Genomic DNA, 24,627 nt, shown 5'->3' with positions numbered 1-24,627 from the left:
AAAGATCATTTCTGAGCATTTTTTTCCCAGCTGGGCAAATGATCCACCGCAAATCATCCCACGCTCACAAATTTACCAAATCACTTTGCCAAACGTACCTGCAATGTGCACACTCTAGCCGCACTTGATCGCTGTCAAAAAGCACATCATTTCTTATGAATTTTCTCCACCAATTCGCGTCCAAGCTATTACAGGGAGCCATTCCGCCCACCACTTCCGGCGGCCACGCTCCCAACGAACCTAGCGATAACGAATTGGTAAGCAAAGCGCAAGCAGGCGACACCGCCGCCTTTGACCAGCTCGTTACCCGCCACCGGGGAAAAGTATATGCCATGGTCATGAACATGATTCACAACGACGCCGACGCCTGGGATCTCGCCCAAGAGATCTTCCTCAAAGCGTGGCGCGCGCTTCCTAAATTCGAAAACCGTGCCAAATTCTCCACCTGGATATTCCGCATCACCCACAACGCGGTGTACGATTACAAAAGAAAATCCCGTATCCATAGCGACGGTGAACTCGACGACGAACACCTCAGCGGTGAGCGTATCGACCCCGGCGCACGCACGCGGCCTAGTCAATACGACAGACCAGACCAAGCACTGGAAAAATCCGAGCTCGGCCAGCGAATCAACCACGCCTTAGAACAACTCAGCACCGACCACCGCGAAGTGATCCTGCTGCGCGAAGTCCAGGGCATGGAATACAAAGAAATAGCCAGCGCAGCAGACTGCTCATTGGGCACCGTGATGAGCCGGCTATTCCACGCACGCAAAAAACTCCAATCTCTACTCAGCCATGAAAAACCATCCTGATGAAATCCTCATTACCCGCTGGATCGACGACGACCTCACAGGCGCAGAACTCGAGCAAATGAACGCCTGGGTAGCTGAACACCCAGAACTTCTCGAGGAAAAACAGGCCATCCGCGCCATGCAGGCAGAGCTCCGTAGCGAGCTGCCTCGCAGCGTCGAGCCCGAGCACCCAGTCTCATTCAATGCCGGCATCCTCGCCGCCATCGAGCAGGAAAACCTAGCTCGCCCAGCAGCTGCAACAAGCACTCCAGCCAGCCCAGCCGAGCCAGAAAAAGTCATCTCCATCTGGCGCTACCTACGTGTGCCCGCCATCGCCGCCGGCATGACCGTAGCCTTCCTCGCTGGTTCCAAAATCAACCAGCCAGAAAGTGCAGGCAGTGAACTAGCTGACGCCCAGCCAGCCGCCAAAGCACCCGTGCCGCTCACCTTCTACACGCCAGACTCAGACGTCGCTGCGCATTACCAGAAAACCAAAGAAGCCACCGTCGTCGTCATCGACGGGCTGGAAGAAATCCCACGCGACAGCAACATCGTGCAATACCACGCAGGCCCCAAACCCGACGCCATCATGGCAAAAAATAGCCAATAACAGCCACCCCATTTTTCCCAGCTAGCCATGCTCCAGCCACTCCGTCACCTCAGCTCACTCGTCGCCTGCGCCATGCTCATCTGCCTGGCCGCCATGCCAGCGCGCGCCGAGCAGCCATCACCCTACCCAGAGCTCGACAAAGGTGAAGTCGGTCGCCTTCAAGTCACCCTCTACCACGGCACCAACGGCGAACCCGTAGCCAATACCAAACCAGCTGAGAAATCCATCGTCGATGCCTTGCAAAAAATCGACGCACTCAAATTCAAAAACTACCACCTACTCGGCCAAGATACACCCGTCATCCCGCGCCGGTTCGCTGGCTGGGCCACCCCGCTCAACCCCTCAGAAGAAATCATGCTCAGCTTCAGAACACTCGGACCCACCGAAGCTGGCATCCGCCTCGATCTAGAACTCTGGCAGCGCAGCGACAACGTCATGCGAGGCATCGTCGAGCTAGACAAGAACCATCCATTCTACGTCCGCGGGCCCAAATGGCGCGACGGCTACGTCATCATCTGCATCGAGCTCGTCCAGCGTAGAACACCAAAATCCAGCAAACAATAGCCAGCTAGCTGCCCGCCCTTATTTCTCCTCCGGTCTTCCCCCATTTTTTCCCCATTCCCCCTCCATTTTCTTAAAAAATTCCCCCCCTCGCACCACGTCCATTCTTCTCCAGCCAGCCACCACATCCATGTCCCTGCGCCACATCCTCACCGCCATCTTCTGCTGCACCCTCAGCGCCCTCACCGCCGCCGAGCTCACCTTTGAAGAACCACTCAAAGAAGTAGACGCGCCAGCTGACGCCAAAACCGTCATCATCGAGTTCCCCTTCGCCAACAAATCCGACGAAATCATCGAAATCACCCGCCAAGACGCACCATGTTCGTGCCTCAGCGCACAAATCTCCGGCGGCAAACTCATCTACAAACCCGGCGAATCCGGCATCATCAAAGGCATCTTCAAGCTCGGCACATTCTCCGGCACCGTCGACAAATCCATCTACCTGTGGAAAAAAGGCGACCCCGCTCACAAGGCATCCATGACCATCACCGCGCGCATCAACATCCCAGAAATCGTCCAGCTCACACCGCGCACACTACTCTGGGAGCTCGGCAAAGAAGCCACCAGCAAAACCATCGACATCACCATCAATAACCCAGAGCCCATCAAAATCACCAAAGTCGATACCACCAGCGACAACTTCCAGCTCGATCTCAAAACCATCGAAGCCGGCAAAAAATACCAACTCGCCATCACCCCCAAAGACAGCTCAAAACCTGGATTTGCCTCCATCAAAATCCACTCCGATGCAAAAATCCCACGCTTCCAGCGGCTGCAAGCATTCTGCACCATCAAAGCCGCCAAATAATCTCCCCGCTGGCCCAGAACCATCCAGCCAGCTGACCGCCCAGCCACCAGGCCCATTTTCCAAAACACCAAAAGCAGCTCCGTGAATCCAGTGAAAACCATTCTCCAAGCCTGCGCCATCACCATCGCCGCACTCATCGTCACCGCCGCGCTCTGGTTCACCCTCGGCGAGCCAGAACGCACCATCCCCTGCGATCCAGCCACCCTCAGCCAGCCAGAAATCTGCCTGCAAACCGTCATCAACGACTGGGCCAACGAAAACGTCCTCTGGGTAGACGCACGCCTCTACAAAGAATGGCAAACCGACGGCATGCCAGACTCCGTCCTACTCAGCACCGACGACGAAGAACACGACTACGAAACACTGCTCGGCGAAGCCGCCGAACGCATCATCACCGCAGACCGCGTCGTCATCTACTGCAAAACCACCGGCTGCGGCACCTCCAAAGCCATCGCCAACAAACTCATCGCCGACCAAATGAACCCCAACTGCTACGCACTGCACGGTGGCTGGCAAGCACTCCAAGCCGCCGGATATTAAAAAAATCAGGCGAAAAATTTGCACATTCACACATCCAGCGTACTATATCTCAAGCGCTTACAGTTAAGTGCTTTGAATACCCTGACCGCGAGCATTTTTGAGATGAAGTCAATATGTCTCAACTGCGGTCAGGCATTTTTTTGCCCAAAATTCCAGCTAACACCTAGGCACTCCAGTGCCCACATCAGCTAGCTCCAGCATCTAGACTGCGCGTGCTTCAGCACCGCTTTCATCTCCCCAGCGCACCGCCCACCAGCCGACCACCAGCCGACCACCAGCCGACCACCAGCCGACTTCTAGGCACTTCAGTGCCCTCCAGCCCGCAAAACCACCAACGAGACATCTTCAAAGCAATACTTCAGCCCCGCTTCCAGCTGCCGAAGGCATCCATAAATGCCAGCCCCGTGCGATGGCGCAGCCATCCCGCGGGGACAAAGCCCACCCGATGCCCGAGCCCTGCATGGGCTCCCCATAGTTTCCTCCAAAGCAGCTACGTGCTCGCCAGCTAGCTGCCCATTTCAGCCGCCAAAACATCCCGGCATCTAAATCCACCTGCTAGACATCCACAGCCATCACAATCTTAATTGACCTCAACTCCTCCCAATGGCATGGTTAGATGAATATAGGATTTCACCCACCTATCCCTAACCATGACAGGAGCAGAAAAACTACGCAGAAAGTATCTAGCAGAAGCGAAGGTTACGCAACCACACCCCTATGTGCATCTGAGCGAAGAAGAGGCATTAGAACGCCTTTGGTCCCAGGCAAAGGCTCATGCGCAAAGCTCAGCAATTTCCAATATTCATATCCCCGCCGAGAAATTTTTCGACTCGGCAGTGAAGATCTATCGCAGAGAAAAAGCAGCTTATGACGCCTCCTTACGCCAACAAGAAGACAACTCATCAAACGAAGGCCCATGAAATAACGCCAGCCATCTATCAAAAAATCTCCAGCTCATCCATCTATCCCTCTAACCGCCCAGCAGACTAACAAGGCGTGCCGTGGGAGAAAATGGAATCTCCAGCTAGATAGTTAGACTCTAGCCACATAAGACTGTGTCTATTAGATAGTTTTTCCGAGTAATCTTGGACCAAATACGATGCCTAGTTTTTTCAACGTTTCTGGTGAGAATTTATTGATGTTTTCGTAGATCATTTCTGCTAGTTGCTCGCCAGCTATGATTGCAGAAATCGGCTGGCCCACTCCCTCGTATTTCTTCCTGAGCTCTTCGCTTACGTCCGCTGAGGTGATGGCAATTAGATTGTATTCACCCCATTCGTCCGCTTCGTGTTCGTGAATATGCACCAGCTGCTTCAGCATATGCTCGCCTGTAATATTTTGATGATGTTTTACTTGGACCAGTAGTTTCTGGTCACCTAAATATGGATCTGTACGTTCAGCCACTACGTCAGCATCACCCATACCTGAGAACGTTTTCTTACCCAGTATTCTGGCGTCATACCCTTGAATCTCAAGCAGCTCTTTGATCAGTTCTTCAAGCCCCAAGCCACCACTCTTCATAGCAGTACGGCCACCACGGATTCTGGCCATAAGGTTAGTTTTTAAGGCTTCTTGATCCGACTGAAGTTGTTCATCTCTCTTATCATCAAGGGTTTTGTTTTCGATCACGTCTTGAAGTTCCTCTTGGAATTCAGCGAGTCGATTGAGAGTTCCTTTGAACTTTAATCGACGCTGAAGTCCTTCTGTGAGTTCAGTGCGGGAAATATTACGCAGAGTACCATCGTCATTCTTTTGGTATTCCACCGTAATAGTGTTTGCTTGGTCGTACTTGCCGTATGCAGGGCTGTAACTGAATCCACTTTTAGTGACCTTGGCTAAGTAGATCCCCCCCCAAGAAGGAACGACCACATAGTCTCCCTCTTTCAAATCAGTTAGGATTCTAAATTGACCACGAAATACGCCCTGCTGACGACCGCTTAGGTCAGTGTAATCAAGCTCCATCACTTTCTTCAGGCATTCATCCGCTGAGGTACATTCTTCGAAATTAGCGTCGGACCACCCATATCCCACAAGGTTTTCATTTGCTAGTTCCTGAATGTGCTTTCTATTGGCTCTGAGTAATACGATCATAACGGGTTCTTTTGTTCATGCCTACAAGGCTTCTAAAGCCCTAGCACGCTAACGATACAGTGAAAGATAAATCTCAAGTCCAACTCCGTCTATCAGTTAGTTTTGCGTCTTTACAGAATTAGTTTTGACGCGAAAAATCTCAAAAGTGGCCGTTTTGGACGTTCAAAACCCTTAATATATAGCGCTCGTCGTCACAAAAAACTCAACTCCCTCATATAGAGTAAGTTGAGTTTTTCTCTGTAGGAAAACTTGGAAATCAAGGTGAATACGCCCCAAAATAAAGAAAATATTTTTCTAATTCCGTTAGAACCAAGTAACTTTTTTATACAAATATACAATTCTAAGTTAAACGCACCCCTCGACGCGTTGACCTGTGCTATAGGAGAGATCTGATTGGTTTTAATGAAGAATTTCATAAAGAGATTATCGATATATATCAACGAGTAGGCAAAGAGCTAAACTATTGGACTAACCGCTACTATCCCTCTGTGGAAAAACATGGCAGAGCTGTAATGCCAAGCTGTAATGCCAAGCTGTAATGCCAAGCTGTAATGCCAAGCTGTAAGCCGCTAATGATGCTGCGGCAGCGAAGCTAGCTGCGCTGAATGCGGCAAAGAACGCTAGAGAAGGGCGAGAAAACCAAGCCCGAGATCATGGCCCTACAGGCTCAGTACACCGCCGCTCAGGCGAGCCAACACGAGGCCGAGGAACAAAAAGCCCAGCTGATTGATCAGCTAGATAATTTAACGCTGTTGCCTAGTACTGTGTTGGTTAGATGATTCGGTTCACGCCTTCTTTTCAAACTTCAAAGCATAGTGATTACTAAGGAATTCAGCCTTATATTCCTCGATACTTTTATTTCTAGCCTTAGCGAGGATGCTCCATTTATTGATATCCTCGGGCGAAGCCTTGCATCCAAATGAGATTGACCAAAGATGACGCTCATCTGTTCTGAACAGATATAAATTTTTGGCATTGTTACTAAGTTTAGCAAGGGTTCTTCCATAAGCCATTCTATCATCTTTATTGGGCACCTCATCAAGGTCGAAGATTATCTTGGGATCATCATTTTTCTTTTTAGCGATTGCATTAAGTTCCTCAAGGAACATCTCGTTCATTTTGAATTCATGGACTAGCCGATCTAGCTCAGCTTGGCTATCAATCTGAACTCTATGTGCCTGTGCTAGCTTTAGTGTGATTCGGTGTTCTTTTTCGTAGCTCCAGGCGTCACTTTTTTGGCGAAATAGCTCGAATGACAATCTGTCCTCTTTGCCCGTCCAATCGAGATCCCCGAGATTTGAATCTGACATAGTTGTGTGACAAATCGGAGATGGTCGATACCTGACTGGCAAACATTCTCCTGTGAATAGTCTTTTATGGGATTCATTGCCTTCAGATAGGCCTGATACTACTAAATCACTAAGCAGGCCGATCTTCTTTTTTTTGTATGCTGGTATAATAGCCTTTCTTTCTTTTTTATCTAATTTTTCAAGTAACTTGTAAGTTTCGTCCAAATCTAGATCACCTATGCAGGATGTCCTGTATTTAGTTTCTATCTTAAACTCAATAACAGCCCCTTCGTGGTAATTAGCATAGTGTGACCACATGAGCAGGTTGTCCTTACTCTCCGTTAAACAAATGACTCCTAATTCGTCGACTCCCCTAAGGACAACCTTAGCGTCCAACTCGTAATCCTCGCAAATTTTATTAAGAGTTGCTTTATTGTAGCTTGCTTCAAGAGGATCATTCAAAGCTGATAGCTGTGATGCACGCAGATAACCATCTTTCAAAAAAAGTTCAGGTTTATCCGTGTACTTATATAAGTGTTGCATGTGCTATGTATTAGCGGCTAGACGGTGGTGATACGATACCAGAATGCGGGATCTCACTCACATCGCTACGATTGCCCAGCTGGGCTGCTAGACATGGCGCAGCTCCACACCATCGCAGTCGGCGCAGGTCTCGGTGGCTTCGCCGTAGCTCGTCAGGCAGCAAGGGCAGTAGCGCGGGCCGGCATCGCCGTCTAACTCGACATCCAGCCAGCTGGAGACGTCAATCTTTTCACAACCTAACACAGCCTTCATTTCAGCTAGCTGATAGGTGGGATTTTTTGCGTAATGCGCCTGTCGCCAATAATGTTTCAGCTGGCTGGTGCACGCAGGCATGTGGCGCATCGCCAGCAACAATGGCAGTTCGTGCCAGCGGCTGGTCATTGAGACCGCAAGCCGATCAGCTGCGCGCATCGCATGCCAGGGGAAAAATGCATTGTAGAAAAACTCTATCAACCACGCTTTGCCCATGCCCGCGGGCAGCTTTAAAAACTTCTGCAATCGCCGGTACTCGATGGCAATGAAGAGCTGCAGCAAGTATCCGTTAGCAATGGCATAGATCACTAACCATTCGTTTTTTTGCAAAATGATCAATGCTGGATAGCCGACAAAACATAATAGAAATAACAAAGTCGACATCCAGCGCAGAGGACGCGCTACACGTAGGAAGCGTGATACTGAGCGGCGCATGGTCCGCGCCCGTGGCTGGCTCTGGTCATAAGATCCAGCCACGCAGACGATGGGAAAGCTCACCCCTGGCGCCAGCGAGGTGGCGAATATCTTCTTGCTGATGCCATGCAGCTCTACCAGCTGGCGCTTCGCTCGCAGCGCCCAATGTTTACGCACCCAGCGCCCCTGCCACAGTAGCTGGTTTTCACCTAGCCATTTGCTGCACTCTAGCAGGTAGAATGCCGCCAGTAATAGATAGAATGTTTGCCCGTCGCTCACTTGTATCGATAGTAACTAACGCCAGCTAGAAATAAAGCTCTACTCCGAGCGGCCAAAGACGAGGCGCTTGAAGAAGGCTGCAACAGCGATCACCCCAACAATAATCAGCTTGATGCCTTTTTTGAATAATAAGCCAATCTGCCCTAGCAGGCCTAACTTCGATGCCCCGTAGATCGCGCCACCCGCCACTAGAGCACTGAGCCCGTAGCCAGCCAGCTTGTCGCCCTTAGTGTACTCTTGGTATGACTTGCCCGCATTATACCTGTGCCCAGCAATGATCTTCTGATAGTCACTCCTCAGTGAGTTAAGCTCCTCTGGATAACAAACTAAGGTCAAATGCATGATGCCGTCACGACCTAGCAGCTTCGTCATATAATTAATGCTCTTCTCACCATCTGGAGATCGCAATATAACAGCCCACTCTAGATTGTTAGTCTGTGCGTTATAGCTCGGTTTTAATGCCCAACTTTCTGTATAGAGTTCGCGGATCCCCATACTTCGACGCTGGGCGTTAGCCCGCTTATCATCAGCTTTCAGCGCCTTTAGTAGCGCATCAGCATCGAGCTCACCCTGGTCGTCATCATTCACATAACCACAGGGCTCATAATCAAAAATCACAAACCAATCTAGTGAGCTGGGAGCAAGCAAACCAACAGGATTACCCGGTAGGTTGTCGATCTCCTTCATGAACTTTTTCGCCTCCTTGCCGTCGAGAAATAGGTAGCCGCTAGTATATCTAACTTTTGACCACTCACCCAAATGCCCGATGCCATCTCTTTGCCAAGCGAACTTATTCAGCAAGCGTGCTCGATCATTTTGCGGCGAAGAAGACGAGTTAGTTTGTGAGTCCGGCAAGGGGGAACTCACCAGCCCAGATTCAAAAGCAAAAGCTTCCTCAGCCGATAACTGAGAAAAACCTGATGTTTCCTCAGCCGGCTCATCAGCTGCTAGAACTCCCCCAGCTAGCATCATAGCTAGGCTAAGGGAAGAGATGTAAGCAAGTGAATGTTTAAACATGACGATCGAAAAGATGGAGACAATACCTACTAATCACAAACACCAAATCGAAGCGATCTAGTGCGCTCTACTCCGAGCGGCCAAAGACGAGGCGCTTAAAGAAAGCTCCAACAGCGATCACCCCAACAATAATCAGCTTGAAGCCTTTTTTGAAAAATAGACCAATCTTAGCTAGCAATCCTAACTTTGATGCTCCGTAGAGCGCGCCACCCGCCACTAGAGCATTGAGCCCGTAGCCAGCTAGCTTGTCGCCCTCTACGTATTCAGCGTAGCTATTGCCAGCCCTATACTTGTGGCCGCTAACGATCAACTGATAGTCAGCGAGCACAGATTGTAAATCTTCAGGGTCACAAACCAAAGTCACGTGCATGATGCCATCGCGACCTAGCAGTTTTGTCATGTAGTTCACGGTTTTATTGCCTTCTGAATCACGTAATGTAAGCGCCCATTCTAGATTGTTAGTGCTTTCGTTATAACGTGGTGGCACCGCCCAACCTTCAGTAAACAGCTCGGAGATTCCTTGAGCACGACGAGCATCGTTAGAAAAAGCATCATTTTCTTGCAGTGACTCCAGCAAGGCATCTGCATCGAGATCACTCTTGTCTGTATCTTCCACATAACCGCAATCATCAAACTGGAATAGAACAAACCAATCTAATGATTCAGGTGCCACAAACCCCACATACTCGTCGGGCAGGTTGCCAATCGCTTCCATAAATCTGGCTGCGTCAGAACCATCTAGGAATAAATAGCCTGTAGGATAATCTACCGTCGCCCATTGGTTCAAGCTTCCTGGCCCTTCTTTCTGCCAGGTAAAGCTAGCTAGAAACTGCTCAGCCTCGTCCAGCTCATCTACCTCAGTGGTGGCTGCAGCGGCCACAGCATTAGCTTCTTGTGAGCTGAGCTCTAGCAGGCTGGTTGTCTTTTCAGCTGACTCATCAGCTGCGTGGCTACTTCCAGCTAGCATCATAGCTAGGCTGAGGGAAGAGATGTAAGCAAGTGAATGTTTAAACATAACAGCCGACACATGGACCAAATGCCAGCTGATGACAAACACTAAAACGTAACAATCTAGCAATTTCTGATAGACTGTTATTTTCCATCATGCCGGCGCCTAGCTGGCTAGCATGATGGTCAGTTACTTAGACTGAGGCGACAATCTAACCGCGATCGTCGTAGTACTTCCAATCGCCTTTGTAGCGCTTGAAACGTGATTTTTCATAAAACTCGTGCAGCTCACCATCTTGATGGTAGGTACACTCAAACTCGACCTTGCCATTTTTGTCGTCTTTAGTGCCTTTGACCACAGCAAGCACATTGAGTGAGCGCCACATGATGTTGTGCACGACCGATTGCAGCTCTTTGCGCAGTCTTGGCGAACGTGTATCTGGGTGGTGAGTACCAAATAAATAGTCAGTATTACGGAAATAAAATGCCGTATAGCGCGAGCGCATCAGCTGCTCAGCAGTAGATGGCTTAGCGCGGCCGCTAAGGAAATTCAAGCAGCACTGGGCATAGCTGATGCCACTGCCGCATGGGCAATCCAATTCATGTCTCTCTGATACCGCTTCACTTCTGTCGTCGCTCATGCCCCCTGCTACCAAAGCCAGCCCACCGATACCAGCACATTCTCAACGGCAGACGCACATAGACAAGCCAGCAGGCCAAACCTAGCTAGCTGCCAGAAATCCCCCACCTCCAGCCAGCTGGATGTCACCAGCTGGTTCAATTCGCACTTGTTAGCTCGTTAGTTTGCTGCTGAAATAAGCCGTGATGAAAATGCGCGCCTTACTTCTTCTAGCCACCATCATTGGCCTTCATACACATTTGTTAGCTGAAAGCAAAATCAATGCAGCGGGTGAAAAAGTCTACGCTCACGATACCTATGATAACCAGCTGGCCCTGCTCAGCGCCCTCACAGAAGAATGTCCAGAGGCGCAACTTGTTATCTGTCACTTCTCACGCTACAAGCGCGTGATTGTTCTGCATGACCAAAAACAGCAGCGCATACTGCTACATTGTATCGGCGATTTTTTCTCCGACGGCACATGGCATTTGAAAATCAATGACCAAGAAGTGGATCCTATCAAACCAACTCCACTCAAAGTGAAAGTCGCTAAAGTGGGCCTCGTAGAAGTGCTACCCTTTGATGAAGTCTCCACAGATAAAATCAACGCTCCAATCGACTGGGATTCAACAGATGAAAAAGTCTTAGGCCACTGGTTTCCGCTCAAACTAACTGACACCCTTGATATAGACTTCACAGAAGAAAACGGGCACGTCAGCTTACACATCAAATACGATCCCATTTTCAAATGGCAGTCGATTATCAATACACCGATGGAATTGGTTCCCGCTGACAAATTGCCCGATGTCGTCGACTGGTCAGATCAAGCGCTGGCACCACAAATTCTAGCTGTACTGGAAAAACAAGATCAATGCCGTGTGGGTCAACAGAGTTATAGAAATTCAGCTCCGCTCGTTTTCAAAAAAGCATCACCCTACCTATCAAAGAAAAAAACGCTGCATATCGAAACAAAAAACCTGACCCTTTATTATGCCAATAATAAGGGCGTACAAAACCTCGCTTATATATACAGGGAACTCAACAATTATAAAAACCGCTACACTGAGGAGAAATTCGAGCCCAACATCGTCATCCATGTTCATGACGGGCTCGATGACAGATTATTCAAAAAGATCGTTGAGCTCATTCAGTCTGCAATACACAAAGACACCATCTACATCACCAGCGACTAAGCGCCGCAGCCCAGCCAGCTGGATGTCGCCAGCTGGTTCAATTCATACTTGTTAGCTCGTTAGTTTGCTGCTGAAATAAGCCGTGATGAAAATGCGCGCCTTACTTCTTCTAGCCACCATCATTGGCCTTCATACACATTTGTTAGCTGAAAGCAAAATCAATGCAGCGGGTGAAAAAGTCTACGCTCACGATACCTATGATAACCAGCTGGCCCTGCTCAGCGCCCTCACAGAAGAATGTCCAGAGGCGCAACTTGTTATCTGTCACTTCTCACGCTACAAGCGCGTGATTGTTCTGCATGACCAAAAACAGCAGCGCATACTGCTACATTGTATCGGCGATTTTCACCCAGACGGCTCATGGCATTTGAAAATAAATAACCAAGAGGTGGATGAATTCAAATCGACTCCACTCAAAGTGAAATTAGCTAGATTGTATACAGAAAGTTTCTACCTCTCAAATGAAACCATCACTACAGTTGACTGGGATTCAACAGATGAAAAAGTCTTAGGCCTCTGGCTTCCGCTCAAACTAACTGACACCTTTGACTATTACTTCACAGACGAAAACGACCAAATCAGAGTGCACATCAAATACGATCCCATTTTCAAATGGCAATCAATTATCAATGCACCGATGAAATTGATCCCCGCTGATCAAATTCCGGATGTCGTCGACTGGTCAGATCAAGCGCTGGCACCACAAATTCTAGCTGTGCTGGAAAAACAAGATCAATGCCGTGTGGGTCAACAGACTTGGACAAATGAAGCCCCGCTCGTTTTCAAAAAAGCATCACCCTATCTATCAAAGAAAAAAACGCTGCACATCGAAACAAAAAACCTGACCTTTTATTATGCCAATAATAAGGGCGTGCAAAACCTCGGTTATGTATGTAGCGAACTCTACAATTATCTAAACCGCTGCCTTGAGGAGAAATTCGAGCCCAAGATCGTCATCCATGTGCATGACGGGCTCGATGACAAATTGTTCAAAAAGATCATTGATATCATTCAGTACGATATACACAGACAACCCATCTACATCACCAGCGACTAAGCTCCGCAGCCCAGCCAGCTGGATATTTCGCTTGCGCAATGGCGAGGGATCAGAAATACCAGCGGGGTGAAGGCGTATTTACAAGGAATGAGCTACTCGCATCTGCAGCAGAGACTTGCAGATGATGGCGTGAACCCAGTGCACGCCAAGGCACTATTTGGGGCCATTCACCGCAAGCTCGCCACCGAGCTCAGCGAAGAAGCCGACCTGCTCGCGCCAGTGCAGCGCTGGCTGACCAAGGAATCCACACCCAAGCTGTGCCAGCTGGAACAAGTGGATGCCACACCCAGCGCCGATGGCTGGACCAATAAATTCCTTCTCCAGCTAGAAGACGGCGCGGAAGTGGAATCTGTACTGATGGGATTCCCTGGCCGCTTCACCGCATGCCTGTCCACTCAGGTGGGCTGCGCCATGGGCTGTGTTTTCTGCGCCACTGGCCAGATGGGATTCTCCCGCCACCTCAGCGCCGGTGAGATCGTAGCGCAGGCGCAGCACGTGCAGCGCCACCTCATGCACACTCACGGCGAAAAACTGCGCAACATCGTCATGATGGGCATGGGTGAGCCGATGCATAACTTCGACGCCACCATGGAGGCGCTCGATATCATCACCGATACCGCTGGCATGAAAATTGCCCAGCCGCGTGTTGCTGTTAGTACCGTAGGCCACGTCGACGGCATCCTCAAGCTAGCGCGTCACCCTAAGCGATATTCGCTAGCCGTTAGCCTTCATGGCTCGTCTAACGAGGAGCGTGGGAAAATCATGCCGATCAACCGCAAGTGGCCGCTAGATCGGCTGCTCGATGCCTGCCGTGAGTATTCAGAAATCAAACGCGCCAAGGTATTCTTTGCCTGGACGCTGATAGATGGAGTCAACGACTCGCTCGACCACGCCCACCAGCTAGCTGGACTGCTCAAAGGCATGCACGCCCACGTCAACCTGATCCCGCTCAACCCAACAGATGATTTCTCCGGTAAAGCACCATCAGCTGAGAAAATCGACGCATTCCAACAAGTACTGATAGATGCTGGCCTACCAAGCACCGTGCGCCAGCGCCGCGGCATCGACGTCGCCGCCGGCTGTGGCCAGCTGAAGGCCAAACGCAAGAAGTCTAGCTAGCAGGAGCGTCATCACATCCTGAAAATAATTCTTCGCTAGTAGCTACATCTCAACTATTAGTGACTCATGAAAATTATTTCAATCCCTCTTACAGATTCAACATACGCTAGGGCTCTTAAACAAGCTAGTTCAACGGGTCTAGACGTCACAGCCCTCTGCACGTCCATACTAATCGAGTATTTTGACACTGAGACTGGTACCGCTACGCCTCGGAAACAAAAGCTGTCTTCAAAGCACTCCGCCGCTACAGCTCCCCAAAATGCGAGCGACTTTAATGTTCGCGAGAATTTCCCTAACTTCCCCGAGCAATCAATACATTTTGCTGAGATATTTTTGAAAGAGGTACAGAGAGTCGACCCAACTGTGGAACTACGTAAACACGCAAATTGTGAAGTCGACATTCGTGATAACTTCGTCCGAATCGAGGCTTTGCTGAAAAGAAAACATGGGATTCGCGTCAGCTTCTACGGGACTCCCGATAAATTCAAAAACGCACCCGCCGTACTTCGTCAAGGGATGGGATCATACAGTCGTGCTGTCATCGAAAATATGGAAGACCTGAGGGAAATACTACCTATGATCCAACAAGCTCGTAATCTAAAGACACTCAGATAACAAAACAGCAAAAAATTAGACCTAGAAAGACCTCTCCAACTAAACCATTGAAGGACTCACATAACGCCGTCACCATAACCCAGATTGTCTAGCAGGAGATGAAATTAGACCAGTTCGGTTTTCTCAGGAAGATGATTTACAGCAAGTAATATTGCCGCCGAAATACCAAGTCCACGGCTCAGATTTCTAGCCATCTTCATCGTCAACTCACGCTTTCCTGAAAGAATTTCTGACACACGGGCTTTGCTACCTATGTAGGGAATCAGGTCTTTTTGCTTCAGCCCCTGCTGGGCCATGCGGAATTTGATGGCCTCCACCGGGCTAGGTGCGGGGATATTGACCACATCGCTTTCATAGACTTCGATTAGGTGAGCTAATAGCTCAAGTTCGTCAGCCTCAGCCGTCCCCTCACATGGGTCCATCATCATCAACTGTTCGAGCTTTGTTAATGCCTGCTCGTGCTCAGTTTCTGTTTTTATAAGCTTAGTCATCATATTTCCTAATTTGCGACTCTGGGCATTTCACCCCTCAGTCTAGTTTCCATTTATCATATTCTGCATGAGTACCTATACGATCTACCAGAACGATGCCATTCTGGTAGCGAACGAGAACCACTAGGCGGAAATTATTGCCACCTATATTGAACACAACTCGATTGCCACTAAGGAAATCAGCTGAATTGTATCGGTCTCGAATATCTTGTGTTGTTTGCCATTGAGCATCCTTGGCGTCTTGCAGCCAAGCTGAGAGAGGTGCCTTGGACCGGGCGTGTTTTCGCATGAATTTCTCAAGCTTTGTCTGACCAAGCACCTTCATCTATTAAGCGATTCTATATCACCCACTTACCTAAAAACAAGTTAAAAAGTTCCCAAATATGGAACTTGTCAGTAATACTGCAAATTACTCAACAGAGGATGCAGCTAATAGCTCACTCTCCAGCTAGATGCGACCACTACCTCTACCCTATCAATATCCTTGTTTGATTTTATTTTCTGATTTATTAGTGACTTATGTCCCAACTTTTCACCCGAGCTACTGCCTGTGCCCTAATGTTTTCGGCGCCCGCCATCGTCTACGCGCAAGATGCCAGCCAAGTAAAACTTGAGCCCGCACCTGTATTCCAAGCCTCCAAAATCTTGCCACCTGAGATGCTGCAGAGCGATCTCCACCGCGTGCGGGAATCGTGCCCGACCGACGGCTTCATGATCCACTTCACCGTCGATTCAGATTTTGGCCAAATTGACTGTCTAGGAGTAAGTGAGCTGGAAGAACGGCTCAACGAGCTGCGAGCTATCAAGGTGCTGGTAGAAACTAGCAAAACAGATCTGTTTGCTGAGGGACTCAAAAAATCAGTAGAAGCGCCCATCGATGCCGTCAAAAACATCGCTGACGATCCAGGGGGCGCAGTGAAAAAAGCTCCTGCTACCGTCGGCCATTTTTTCAAAAAAGTAGGCTCATCTATTTCTCACGGCGCAGAGAAGGTGCAGGATAAATGGGAAAACCGCGACCCCGATCAAGAAACTGATGAAATGCTAACGGAAACAGGTAAAGGATTAGGCCGATCAGCCAAAAGCATTGCCGGGTTTGATAAAGCCAAACTCGACTGTGCCCGCAAACTCAGCGTCGACCCTTATACCGACAACCAGCTGCTACAGGATGAAATCGAAAAGGTAACCTGGGCATTTTTTGCTGGCGGGCTTCCATTACGCTTAGGCACAGCAGCAGTTTCAGGTGGTGCCTCCATGGCACTAACGGCTACAAAAACTGTCGGCCTACCAGAAGATATCTACGACATCACACCGGGTGAGCTACTGCTGCGCGACCGTGAGGCGATGACTGCCATGGGTGCTAACAATCAGCTAATTGAGCAAGTATTTCTCAATACTAACTTCAGCGTAGCTAAACGTCATGGGCTCGTTGAGGCACTCGCCGCACTGCCAGCTGGCCCAGCACAGATAAAGATGCTAGAGGTAGCGGCTAGCTGTACTAGCCGCGAGCAAGCTGGCTTTTTCTATCAATCAGTAGTGCGCCTAGCAAAACGTCACCATGAAAGACCATTTGTCGCCCTAACCAGTGTGGGTCGTCTACCAGCTGGCAAGGAAGCCGACGGCAGTGTGGAGATTCAAGCTCCAGCTGACTACATCTCTATGACTCCGCGTTTGCTAGAGTTTCTCCAGCTAGCCAATGCCACGCCGCAGTCATATCGTGCAGTGATCACTGGACGCCTCAGCCCAGCTGCTAAAGTCGGATTTGAGGCCTTCAGCTGGCAAGTCATCGAAGCGCCGCTCAAACCATAGGCACTCTCACAGCTCCACCAGCTCATGGCTGGACACAACGATGGCCAAGCAAATTTGCTTGGCCATTTCGTTGCATTGATAAATCGATATGATCGCTAGAAATGCTCTAGCTGGAAAAAGGAACAGCCCGATCGGCTCATACTTAAGGAAACCCCCATAACCTTTAGTAGTGTGCCGTTCGGGCTGCTGAAAAGATTTGTAGTCAAAAGGCTATGATTGCTCAACAGAAATCTCCCAAGCCCCTCTTTTAAACGATTGCTTAAAAAGCTGCTGATCCGCATAAATAGCGGATTCCAGACGATTTCATTATTGAATAAAAAATGCCCCAATAAGTCACATCAATCGATAATTTAGCCACTTAATGTACGATTTTGGCATTTAAATGGTTTCATTAGTAAGCCAAATTGCAGACACCTAGGCAAAAAAAGAACAGCCTGATCAGCGTAATACTAAAGGAAACCCCCATAACCTTTTTGTACCGTGCCGTTCAGGCTGTTGACTGTGTTATAGACAAAAAGTTCTGCTCACGCCAACACTAACAATTCAGCACACCTTGTAATCATTCCTCTCACACATGTCTGTTATGTTAGCCCAATTAAAGCTAAATCGTTTATCCTTATGGCGATTCAAAATGCAAAACAAACACTCAAAGTAACAGATCAATTTTCTATGCGCTTTGCTCTCAGAGGAGGCATAATTAGATCAAAAACCAAATAGCTCACAATAATAGGCGGCCACCTTTATTCTAGTGGCTTCATGGGCAATCCAAGTCGCCGACATCTAGGCAAAAAAAGAACAGCCTGATCAGCGTAATACTAAAGGAAACCCCCATAACCTTTTTGTACCGTGCCGTTCAGGCTGTTGCATGTTTTATAGACAAAAAATTCTGCGTAAGCAAATACTAACATGCATAGCGGCTTGTAGACATTCCATTATTGAACGTTTGTCATGTTAGCCAGTCGTTAACTAAACCGTTTAAGAATAGAGGAGTTTCAAATATCAAACAAACATTCAATGCGATAGATTATTTTTCTGTGGATTTTGAAAGAAATCCCAATGGCGACAAATTGTGCACGCTAACAAGTATCACCAGACATAAGACAAGCTGACAGCAAAGCTATGGCTGTCAAATCCATGCTCGGTTAATGTCTCACTGCCAACATAGGCACATTTCACTCCCAGCTCGCGCGTCAATGAATATCCAACGCTCCACGCCCACAGCATATTCTTGCCCGTATTGTTTTTCTCTATCCCATTTACCGTAGCCTCACTGCCATAACCGTAGCCGCAGCTCACACTGGTCCACAAGCCCGGCTTGAAGGTATAAACCACATGCCCTTGCACGGCAAAAAGTGGATCCGATTCTAGCTCATTCCCATTCCAGAAATCATCATTGTCTGAGTAAAACCATAAGGAGCCCGTCGTCTCAAATGACCATGGTCCACGCTGATGCACAATACCTAACTGAGGGCGAAAGGTGAAGCGGTTGGAACCAATATTCATCAGTCTGTCCTCATTGTAATGGCCCGTTGGTAGATGCACCGCTAGACCACACGCTACGACCGTCTCACAGTCGTACACTGATTCACGGTATTTTTTGTAAGCCATGCCTTCTAGCGGCGGCGCGCCGTAGAGGTTCACCGCCATGCGCAAAGCTGTATCGCCGAGACCATTACGCCTAACTGTAGTTGGCTGACCATCGACAAGCCCTTGCCAGCGCACATCATGATAGGCTTGGGTGAAATCAACTCGCGCGGACTTGCCTAACAACTCAAAACTACGGATGTAGGAAATAGCCATCGAGTTTCGGTTCATCGTCACATCCTCAGCTAATAATACGGGGTCTAAATAAATATCCGCTTCCGTATAAACATAACCAACACCACCAAAGTTTTTGTTGATCGGCAAATGACTCCATCTCCGTGGCACAAGCTCTTGCGCAGCACACCAACTAGTAACCATGGCCAGTACTAACCCCACTAAGACCCATTTCTTTCCTTGATTGCTCATACTCATCGTTTTGCCTTTTTGCTATCTGCCCTGCCGCGTATTAACCAATCACCAATCAACAAACAAGCCTTTGATCTAATTCTAATTTCGGTTTCATTATCAATCAGGTAGACTAGCTTGAACCAATTCACCATGGCATCCTTACTCATGAAAGATGGACTGGCAGCAGAAGCGATCGATCGCATCGCCCTTGCTCTGACCAGCTGCGACCCTCAATTCGAAGCCGACTCGTTTCGCTCACAGGCACTAACTGGCCTGCAGCCACTGAGCCTCAAACAGCGTGTTCATCACATCATTGGAGCACTTCACCAGCATCTACCAGCTGACTACGAAAAAGCTGCTCAGCTAATGATCCAGCTACCTAATCACTGGACCGCAGATGATTCCTGGAACTATAGCCCATTTGCAGCTTGGCCGCTGATAGACTATCACGCCAGCTATGGGCTCCACTCACCAAGCTTGGCGCTAGATACTCTAGCAGAGCTCACCCAGATGTTCACCGCTGAATTTGCCATTCGTCCATTCATCCTCCAACATGCTGAAATTTCCCATCAAAAGTTAGAGCAATGGATTCACTCAGACAACGAGCACATCCGCCGACTCGCCAGCGAAGGCTCGCGGCCACGTCTACCTTGGGGTGAGCAGCTCAAACCACACATTGAAGATCCACAAAAATGCCTTTACATTCTCAATGCTCTACGCCACGACGATTCGCTCTACGTTAGAAAATCAGTAGCCAACCACCTCAACGACATCAGCAAAGATCACCCCGCCACAGCATTGCAAATTGCTCGTGATTGGACCACTAACAACCCTTCTAAATACTCAAGCTGGATCGTCAAACATGGCATGCGTAGCCTCATCAAACAAGGCCACCCAGAGGTATTCTCGCTACTTGGATTTTCCAGCCAGCCAGATGTTAGCCATTGCCAGCTAGATATCCAGCCAACATCAATACGTATCGGTGAAGCCGTCCAGATGACGTTTTCCGCCAAGTCTATGGCTGAGCAAAAACTTGCGCTCGACTACGCCATTCATTTTGTCAAAGCCAATGGCCAACGACGCGCTAAAGTATTTAAAGGCAAAGTAGTAGATGCCCAGAAAGGCCAAGTCATCCAGCTAGAAAAATCACATTCATTTAAGCTCATTACCACCCGCAAATACTACCCTGGCGAGCATCACCTCGAGATCATTCTCAACGGTAAAGTCGTTGCCAATGGTAAGTTCCAGCTGCAAGTAGCAGATTGCTAGAAGATCTCGTTCTGCGCGTTCTGCTGGCGAGCAATATCACTTAAAGTAAGCAGGCCTATCAACTTCTTGGGATTATCTTCGGCAACTACAGGCACCTGAGAAATGTGTCTGGCTATCATGCTGTTAGCCGCTTGCTTGATCGATGTTTCCGGAGTGATCGTTAGCAAATCCTGCCCCCTTACTAGTTCTACTAACACAGCATTTGCCTCCGCATCCTCTAGGTCGTGGCGGGTGACAATCCCCATCAGGTCGCCACAAGCATCGAGCACTGGGTAACCGTGATAACAATAATCCAAGCGCTTAATCAAGCGGCGTGATTCACCCGCTGTTCCAGCTGCATACAGGGTGTACGGCTCACTTGTCATGATCGCATTGACCGACATGTGAGCGTAATCTTGCTCGCCACGGTAGGCATTAAACTGGCGCAGGCAAACGCCATCCTGCACGAGCAAGCGATCGTAAAGTGGCATCTCGTGGAAGCGCTTAGCTAACTGCCAGGCTAACATGTTACCCGCCATCAATGGCAGAATAAGTGAGTAGTTGCCTGTGATTTCAAAAATGATAATCAGTGAAGTGAAGGGGCAGCGGATCACCGCAGCAAACATAGCGCCCATCCCTAGCAAAACGCAGCCTCCCATGACTTCCTTCGAGTCCGGCATGCCGTAGATAGGAAACCAAGCGTGAACTTTCATCAATCCATAGGCAACGATGCCTCCCAACATGCCGCCGAGAAATAAAGTAGGGGAAAACAAACCACCACTACCGCCAGTCGCGTAGTTGCAGATCACTGCAAAAAATTTCAGCACTAACAAAGCAATCAAAATACCGACAACCAATTCAGCCTCGAAGGCGAGGTTCAAACTCTCATAACCGATCGAGAATACAGTATTCTGCTCTTGGCCCATCGCTCCAGTTAGGTAAAAACCCACCAAGCCTAACATACCGCAGATCAACCCACCAATCGCAGGGCGAATCCACACCACTACTTTCGACTGCTTGATTTTACCACGCACAGAAACCACCGAGCTGACAAATGCATGGCCGAGTAATCCGGCGATCAAACCTAATGGGATCGCCACTAGCATCCACAGGGAGGTTTGGAAATCTTGGGCCAGATGGCCAGAGAGAACGGGTTCTTCACCCAAAATCGTCCGCGATACCGCAGCTGCTATCACCACTGCGATGACAATGCCACCCAGCGCCTTCATGGAAAAGTTATCTAGCAATTCCTCAAAAACAAATGTGATCGCTGACAATGGAGCATTAAATGCCGCACCAATCCCTGCCGCCATGCCCACAGGAATCATCGCCTGCACTCGCTCTGGTTTGCGAAATGCCATGCGCCCGAGGCGTGATGCAATCGCCGAACACATATGTACTGTTGGCCCCTCACGACCCAGGCTGTTACCCAGACCACAGTAGATAGATCCTAAAATAAATCGCCAACCTGCATTGGCTGATAGAATTTTCCCGCCGTAGTTATAATACGCTTCTTTCGTCTGCGGGATGCCGCTGCCCACTGCGTTAGGAGCAAAATAACAAGTAGCCACACCCACCACCAAGCCGGCAAAACTAGGTGCCGCCAGCATTAACAAAATAAACTGCCACTGCGGCAATGACTCAGCGGTCTCCCACAGAGCGTGGAATAAGCCGTGAATCGACAAATGGAACGCCACTGCTGCTAGACCGCAGAGCAACCCGCAAGTCACACACAGAATGAGAAAGCGCTGTGGGTCACTAAACCGAGAGCGCATCCAATCGGCAATAAAATGAGCTTGCTTACGTGTCATGACTAAAATGCTCGTATAACATCCGTTACTTTTTACCAGTCTCAACTCATAATGCTGACTATTAATCAAAATATCATCACTTCTACCGCTAAGCGCTGCCAAAAAAGCCATGGCTCTAGTGATTTTGCGAATTCCAGCTCGCCTAGATAATTAGAAAAATGCCCACTGCGGCCCATTTTTTTTGACCTCACCAGCGCTCAGGTGCATAGTAATCTATCATGATTTACTATCATCTCCATGCGCACTCTAGTATCTTAGAAATTAGACCTGACGGTAAACTCTCAGCTGAAGATTTTGCCCCCTTGGTTAAGGACGTCGATTCCTATCTAGCTGAAAACAATCAACTTAATGGCGTGCTCATCGACGCCTCTGATTTCTCAGGATGGCAAGACTTTCAAGGGCTAACAACTCATTTAAAGTTTGTCCAAAACCACCATCATCAAATCCGCCGCCTAGCCATCCTCACTAGCAATAATCTTCTCGGCGTTGCGCCACATTTGCTCAAACATTTTGTCTCATGCGAGCTCAAACCATTTGCCGCAGGACAACAAGATAGCGCCACAGCATGGCTCACTGAGTCGCCAAACTCAGCGGCTGTAGACATCCGCTGCAAACTCTACGGAGAACCAAATGTCATGTGGATTAAAGTCGACGGCAAAATTACCCGCGATGCCTATCTGAAAATGTTAGCCGACCTGCAAGGTCAGCTCGACAACAATCACAAAACAAACTACTTGGTAGAGATCAAATTACTCGAAGGCATTGAGTTTGGCGCCATGTGGGAGGATCTAAAATTTGGCATCGACCAATACCACAACATCGACCGGCTTGCTGTTGTGCTACCAACCAGTTGGACCAAAATCATGCCCGATTTCCACCTGCCAAAAGACGGCGCTGACATACGCTTCTTTGAGCGCAGGGAGCTAGAAGAAGCCTGGAAGTGGTCATCACACCAATAGAGAAACGCAAGCAGCAAGCTACTTCCAGCCAGCTCCTAGCAAACAGCGCATTTCTCCGCGCTGTCTGCACCGCGGAGCTCAGCGTGCGCACACAGACTCCACGCTTCCCATCAGCAGCAGATGCCGATATGCTTCAGGCAGATCGCGCCCGTCAGCCAATCAACGCAATTTTCATCATGGCCTTGAAGCATCATTTCACCACCGCTCTCGCTAGCTGCGTCTGCTTTGCAGCACTCAGCCCACAGGCCATTTTGGCCCAATCCGACAATAAATCAGAAGTTGATATCTACGCTCGTTACCGCGCACTACTGCAGACTAACAACGAACTGCGCCGACAGGTAAAAGACCTCGAAGCGGAACTCGCCAAGCTGAAAAAAGATGGCGTAGACACAGCCACTCCAGCCACCGCGACCTCATCAGCAATCGCACAAAAACCAGCTGCCTCAGCAGGTTTTACGCCAGCTGAACCTGAGCTATCACAATCAAGCATCAAAGGCCTGCTAGTAGTCACCTTGAAAAATAACAGCCTAGCAGGAAGCGCATCGCAAATGAACGCTACGGTCGTGAAAGACAGCAGCAAAAGTCTCTCAGTAATCTTTAACCAAGAAGTCGGCGACATGATGGATGCCGCCACTCAGGAAGTGCAAAAATTCATGCACATCCGCCATGAAAGTACCCTTCCTCAAGGGGTGAAAATCGAACTCGCCTTTGCCGATAAGTACTCAGGAAAAGACGGCCCATCAGCAGCCGTGGCATGCGCCTTGATGTGTGAATCCATTGTTACCGGAATTAAGCTAGACCCTAACTTCGCCTGTACTGGCGATATGACGGCCACTGGTGAAGTGCAAAAAGTTGGTGGTATAGAGGCTAAGCTACGCGGCGCTCGCCACCAAGGTGTGCCAATAGCCACCATCCCCAACATCAATAAACAATCAGCCATCGACGCCTACATCAACCAAGGGCAAAATGCGATTTACGATATTCAAATCTTCACCGTCGAGAAGTTTGACGAAGCATTGGAAATTGCACGCCTTGAGCGATCTCCAGCAGTCAGACAGTCAATTGATGACTTTGCACTAGTTGCCAAAGCTCTGCGCCAAAACCCCAACAACATCAAACATCCAAAGGTCATCGAGAAGCTGGAAGAAGTTCTAGCCAATACGCCTAACTGTGTTTCTGCGGAAATTCTACTCGCCGAAGCCAGAGGCCGTGCACCTAGCCGCTTGTCCATCGCCGGCTCGCTGAATGCTATTGAAATCAAAGCAGCTGAGCTCGTACAAGATACGTCAGGAAGCTCTAATGGCATCCCTATCTGCAATGATACCTTTGGCATCATCAACGATCTCAACCGCATTAAAGCTAAGCTAGATCGTCGCACTAACGACTACTGTAACGCTTATATCAAACTCGCTCAGTGGCTCCGCAGCAATGCTGATAGACGCCAGCTAACGACAGGTAAAACCCGCGAGATCAACCAAATCATCAGCCAGCTACAAAGCGAGCGCAACAAGCTGCTCAACAACCAAGAAATCCGCGAGGAGCTCATGCTTGAATAAGCAGCGCATTCAATT

The 24,627-nt window shown here is 49.0% G+C and carries 25 protein-coding genes; 15 read left to right on the top strand and 10 right to left on the bottom strand.

Annotation, left to right across the window (positions count from 1 at the left end):
• Window positions 1-155: 155 nt before the first annotated feature.
• The 6 genes from JIN82_RS14360 (at window position 156) to JIN82_RS14335 (ending at window position 4,233) form a co-directional block, all read left to right on the top strand.
• Window positions 156-815, top strand: a complete 660-nt coding sequence (locus JIN82_RS14360; RefSeq protein ID WP_200312354.1) for an RNA polymerase sigma factor — start codon at window positions 156-158, stop codon at window positions 813-815.
• A complete protein-coding gene (locus JIN82_RS14355; RefSeq protein ID WP_200312353.1) occupies window positions 799-1,404 on the top strand; it encodes an anti-sigma factor in 606 nt (201 codons plus the stop codon). The genes JIN82_RS14360 and JIN82_RS14355 overlap by 17 nt, the downstream gene beginning before the upstream one ends.
• A gap of 27 nt (window positions 1,405-1,431) precedes the next feature.
• The gene (locus tag JIN82_RS14350; protein ID WP_200312352.1) at window positions 1,432-1,968 is read left to right on the top strand and encodes a hypothetical protein; all 537 of its coding nucleotides are present in this window, start codon (window positions 1,432-1,434) and stop codon (window positions 1,966-1,968) included.
• 127 nt (window positions 1,969-2,095) lie between these two features.
• Window positions 2,096-2,773: a DUF1573 domain-containing protein gene (locus JIN82_RS14345; RefSeq protein WP_200312351.1), complete on the top strand. Its 678-nt coding sequence runs from the start codon at window positions 2,096-2,098 to the stop codon at window positions 2,771-2,773.
• Window positions 2,774-2,854: 81 nt separating this feature from the next.
• Window positions 2,855-3,313 carry a rhodanese-like domain-containing protein gene (locus tag JIN82_RS17360; protein WP_200312350.1) on the top strand — a complete coding sequence of 153 codons (459 nt, stop codon included), beginning with the start codon at window positions 2,855-2,857 and terminating at the stop codon, window positions 3,311-3,313.
• A 650-nt stretch (window positions 3,314-3,963) separates the two neighbouring features.
• Window positions 3,964-4,233, top strand: a complete 270-nt coding sequence (locus JIN82_RS14335; protein ID WP_200312349.1) for a hypothetical protein — start codon at window positions 3,964-3,966, stop codon at window positions 4,231-4,233.
• A gap of 142 nt (window positions 4,234-4,375) precedes the next feature.
• Here JIN82_RS14335 and JIN82_RS14330 read toward each other — a convergent pair whose 3' ends face one another.
• Window positions 4,376-5,404, bottom strand: a complete 1,029-nt coding sequence (locus JIN82_RS14330) for a restriction endonuclease (protein ID WP_200312348.1) — start codon at window positions 5,402-5,404, stop codon at window positions 4,376-4,378.
• Window positions 5,405-6,009: 605 nt separating this feature from the next.
• On the opposite strand from JIN82_RS14330, the gene JIN82_RS17355 reads away from it, so the two are divergent.
• A complete protein-coding gene (locus tag JIN82_RS17355) occupies window positions 6,010-6,183 on the top strand; it encodes a hypothetical protein (protein WP_234042053.1) in 174 nt (57 codons plus the stop codon).
• Window positions 6,184-6,189: 6 nt separating this feature from the next.
• Here JIN82_RS17355 and JIN82_RS14325 read toward each other — a convergent pair whose 3' ends face one another.
• The 5 genes from JIN82_RS14325 to JIN82_RS14305 form a co-directional block, all read right to left on the bottom strand.
• Window positions 6,190-7,236 carry a DUF2971 domain-containing protein gene (locus JIN82_RS14325; protein ID WP_200312347.1) on the bottom strand — a complete coding sequence of 349 codons (1,047 nt, stop codon included), beginning with the start codon at window positions 7,234-7,236 and terminating at the stop codon, window positions 6,190-6,192.
• A gap of 87 nt (window positions 7,237-7,323) precedes the next feature.
• Window positions 7,324-8,181: a hypothetical protein gene (locus JIN82_RS14320; protein WP_200312346.1), complete on the bottom strand. Its 858-nt coding sequence runs from the start codon at window positions 8,179-8,181 to the stop codon at window positions 7,324-7,326.
• Between the two features lie 39 nt (window positions 8,182-8,220).
• Window positions 8,221-9,198 carry a DUF2167 domain-containing protein gene (locus JIN82_RS14315; RefSeq protein WP_200312345.1) on the bottom strand — a complete coding sequence of 326 codons (978 nt, stop codon included), beginning with the start codon at window positions 9,196-9,198 and terminating at the stop codon, window positions 8,221-8,223.
• Between the two features lie 67 nt (window positions 9,199-9,265).
• Window positions 9,266-10,213: a DUF2167 domain-containing protein gene (locus JIN82_RS14310; RefSeq protein WP_200312344.1), complete on the bottom strand. Its 948-nt coding sequence runs from the start codon at window positions 10,211-10,213 to the stop codon at window positions 9,266-9,268.
• A 145-nt stretch (window positions 10,214-10,358) separates the two neighbouring features.
• Entirely contained in the window at window positions 10,359-10,787 is a 429-nt protein-coding gene (locus JIN82_RS14305; protein WP_200312343.1) for a YchJ family protein, read from the bottom strand.
• 190 nt (window positions 10,788-10,977) lie between these two features.
• Here JIN82_RS14305 and JIN82_RS14300 point away from each other — a divergent pair, with 190 nt between their 5' ends.
• From JIN82_RS14300 to JIN82_RS14285, 4 genes are all read left to right on the top strand, one after another.
• Window positions 10,978-11,958: a hypothetical protein gene (locus tag JIN82_RS14300; RefSeq protein WP_200312342.1), complete on the top strand. Its 981-nt coding sequence runs from the start codon at window positions 10,978-10,980 to the stop codon at window positions 11,956-11,958.
• A 91-nt stretch (window positions 11,959-12,049) separates the two neighbouring features.
• The gene (locus tag JIN82_RS14295) at window positions 12,050-13,015 is read left to right on the top strand and encodes a hypothetical protein (RefSeq protein ID WP_200312341.1); all 966 of its coding nucleotides are present in this window, start codon (window positions 12,050-12,052) and stop codon (window positions 13,013-13,015) included.
• A 66-nt stretch (window positions 13,016-13,081) separates the two neighbouring features.
• Window positions 13,082-14,134, top strand: a complete 1,053-nt coding sequence (gene rlmN, locus JIN82_RS14290) for a dual-specificity RNA methyltransferase RlmN (protein ID WP_325099521.1) — start codon at window positions 13,082-13,084, stop codon at window positions 14,132-14,134.
• Window positions 14,135-14,200: 66 nt separating this feature from the next.
• A complete protein-coding gene (locus JIN82_RS14285; protein WP_200312339.1) occupies window positions 14,201-14,749 on the top strand; it encodes a hypothetical protein in 549 nt (182 codons plus the stop codon).
• Between the two features lie 104 nt (window positions 14,750-14,853).
• On the opposite strand, the gene JIN82_RS14280 is transcribed toward JIN82_RS14285, so the two are convergent.
• Window positions 14,854-15,243 (bottom strand): helix-turn-helix domain-containing protein, encoded by a 390-nt coding sequence (locus JIN82_RS14280; protein ID WP_200312338.1) that lies wholly within the window; start codon window positions 15,241-15,243, stop codon window positions 14,854-14,856.
• Between the two features lie 34 nt (window positions 15,244-15,277).
• Window positions 15,278-15,565: a type II toxin-antitoxin system HigB family toxin gene (locus JIN82_RS14275; RefSeq protein WP_343221747.1), complete on the bottom strand. Its 288-nt coding sequence runs from the start codon at window positions 15,563-15,565 to the stop codon at window positions 15,278-15,280.
• 194 nt (window positions 15,566-15,759) lie between these two features.
• On the opposite strand from JIN82_RS14275, the gene JIN82_RS14270 reads away from it, so the two are divergent.
• Window positions 15,760-17,046 (top strand): hypothetical protein, encoded by a 1,287-nt coding sequence (locus tag JIN82_RS14270; protein WP_234042052.1) that lies wholly within the window; start codon window positions 15,760-15,762, stop codon window positions 17,044-17,046.
• Between the two features lie 1,086 nt (window positions 17,047-18,132).
• Here the strand turns inward: JIN82_RS14270 and JIN82_RS14265 are convergent.
• Complete coding sequence (locus tag JIN82_RS14265) at window positions 18,133-19,056, bottom strand: transporter (protein WP_234042051.1); 924 nt, start codon at window positions 19,054-19,056, stop codon at window positions 18,133-18,135.
• A gap of 132 nt (window positions 19,057-19,188) precedes the next feature.
• Here JIN82_RS14265 and JIN82_RS14260 point away from each other — a divergent pair, with 132 nt between their 5' ends.
• Window positions 19,189-20,307: a DNA alkylation repair protein gene (locus JIN82_RS14260; RefSeq protein ID WP_200312335.1), complete on the top strand. Its 1,119-nt coding sequence runs from the start codon at window positions 19,189-19,191 to the stop codon at window positions 20,305-20,307.
• Here JIN82_RS14260 and JIN82_RS14255 read toward each other — a convergent pair.
• On the bottom strand, window positions 20,304-22,097 hold the full coding sequence (locus tag JIN82_RS14255) for a chloride channel protein (protein ID WP_200312334.1): 1,794 nt from the start codon (window positions 22,095-22,097) through the stop codon (window positions 20,304-20,306). The genes JIN82_RS14260 and JIN82_RS14255 overlap by 4 nt on opposite strands.
• Window positions 22,098-22,315: 218 nt before the next feature.
• On the opposite strand from JIN82_RS14255, the gene JIN82_RS14250 reads away from it, so the two are divergent.
• Window positions 22,316-23,056 carry a SpoIIAA family protein gene (locus JIN82_RS14250; RefSeq protein ID WP_200312333.1) on the top strand — a complete coding sequence of 247 codons (741 nt, stop codon included), beginning with the start codon at window positions 22,316-22,318 and terminating at the stop codon, window positions 23,054-23,056.
• Window positions 23,038-24,612 carry a S16 family serine protease gene (locus tag JIN82_RS17625; RefSeq protein WP_200312332.1) on the top strand — a complete coding sequence of 525 codons (1,575 nt, stop codon included), beginning with the start codon at window positions 23,038-23,040 and terminating at the stop codon, window positions 24,610-24,612. The genes JIN82_RS14250 and JIN82_RS17625 overlap by 19 nt, the downstream gene beginning before the upstream one ends.
• Window positions 24,613-24,627: the final 15 nt, after the last annotated feature.

The organism is Persicirhabdus sediminis (genome assembly GCF_016595495.1).
GTDB classification, from domain to species: Bacteria; Verrucomicrobiota; Verrucomicrobiia; order Verrucomicrobiales; family Akkermansiaceae; genus Persicirhabdus; species Persicirhabdus sediminis.
The sequence above is the reverse complement of the archived record's forward strand: the minus strand, read 5'-3'. Positions and strand labels throughout refer to the sequence as shown.